At 65.8% G+C, this 1035-nt stretch carries 1 protein-coding gene; it reads left to right on the top strand.

What is annotated here, in order from left to right; translation table 11 throughout:
- Positions 1 to 263 precede the first annotated feature (263 nt).
- Positions 264 to 1035: IS256 family transposase (locus NG1_RS34835; RefSeq protein WP_157114426.1), on the top strand; the 772-nt coding region annotated here is incomplete at its 3' end.

Genomic DNA, 1035 nt, shown 5'->3' with positions numbered 1-1035 from the left:
CGGCCCGGATCTGGTCGGTGAGCCAGGCATGGCGGATCGCTCGCTGCGAGGGTGGACGCGATCTCCAGTGGTAGAAACCGGACTCGGAGACATCCAACAGCCGGCACGCGACCTGTACCGGCAATCCCCTCGCGGTTGCGTCCAGCAGAGTGGTGTACCAGCGGCTTCGGCGCGAATGCCTGAGCGTGTCGTAGCCGGAGAGTGGGCGGTCACCGCGTGATCCTTCTTGAACCGCCAAGCTCAACGAAGGAGAAGTTCACGCGATGACCAGGATCAAGCCTATCGAGGCGAGCGAGTCGTTCGCCGATCAACTCGCCGTCAACAGCCCTGACCTGCTGCGGGAGATGGTGTCGATGTTCGTGCAACAGCTGATGAGCACCGAGGCCGACGCCCTGTGTGGTGCCGACTACGGCGAACGGTCCAGCGAGCGGGTCAATTCCCGGAACGGCTATCGCCACCGCGAATTCGACACCCGCGTCGGCACGATCGATGTCGCCATCCCGAAATTACGGTCGGGCAGCTACTTTCCGGACTGGCTGCTCGAACGCCGCAAACGCGCCGAACGGGCCCTCACCAGCGTGGTGGCGACCTGCTACCTGCTGGGCGTATCGACCCGGCGGATGGAGAAACTCGTCGAGTCCCTCGATATTACCAGCCTGTCGAAATCGCAGGTGTCGATGATGGCCCGCGACCTGGATACCCAGGTGGAAGCCTTCCGCAGCCGCCCGCTCGACCAAAGCCCGTACACGTTCGTCGCCGCCGACGCCCTGGTGCTGAAAGTCCGCGAGAACGGGCGCGTGGTCAACGTGCACTGTCTGGTCGCGACCGGCGTCAACGCCGAGGGCTACCGCGAAATCCTCGGCGTCCAGGTCACCTCCGGCGAGGACGGTGCCGGCTGGCTGGCGTTTTTCCGTGACCTGGTTGCCCGCGGCCTCTCGGGCGTCCAGCTCGTCACCAGCGACGCCCACGCCGGGCTCGTTGCCGCGATCGGCGCGACCCTGCCCGGCGCGTCCTGGCAGCGCTGCAGAACCCATT

It is taken from the genome of Nocardia gamkensis NBRC 108242 (assembly GCF_001612985.1).
GTDB classification, from domain to species: domain Bacteria; phylum Actinomycetota; class Actinomycetes; order Mycobacteriales; family Mycobacteriaceae; genus Nocardia; species Nocardia gamkensis.
The sequence above is the reverse complement of the archived record's forward strand: the minus strand, read 5'-3'. Positions and strand labels throughout refer to the sequence as shown.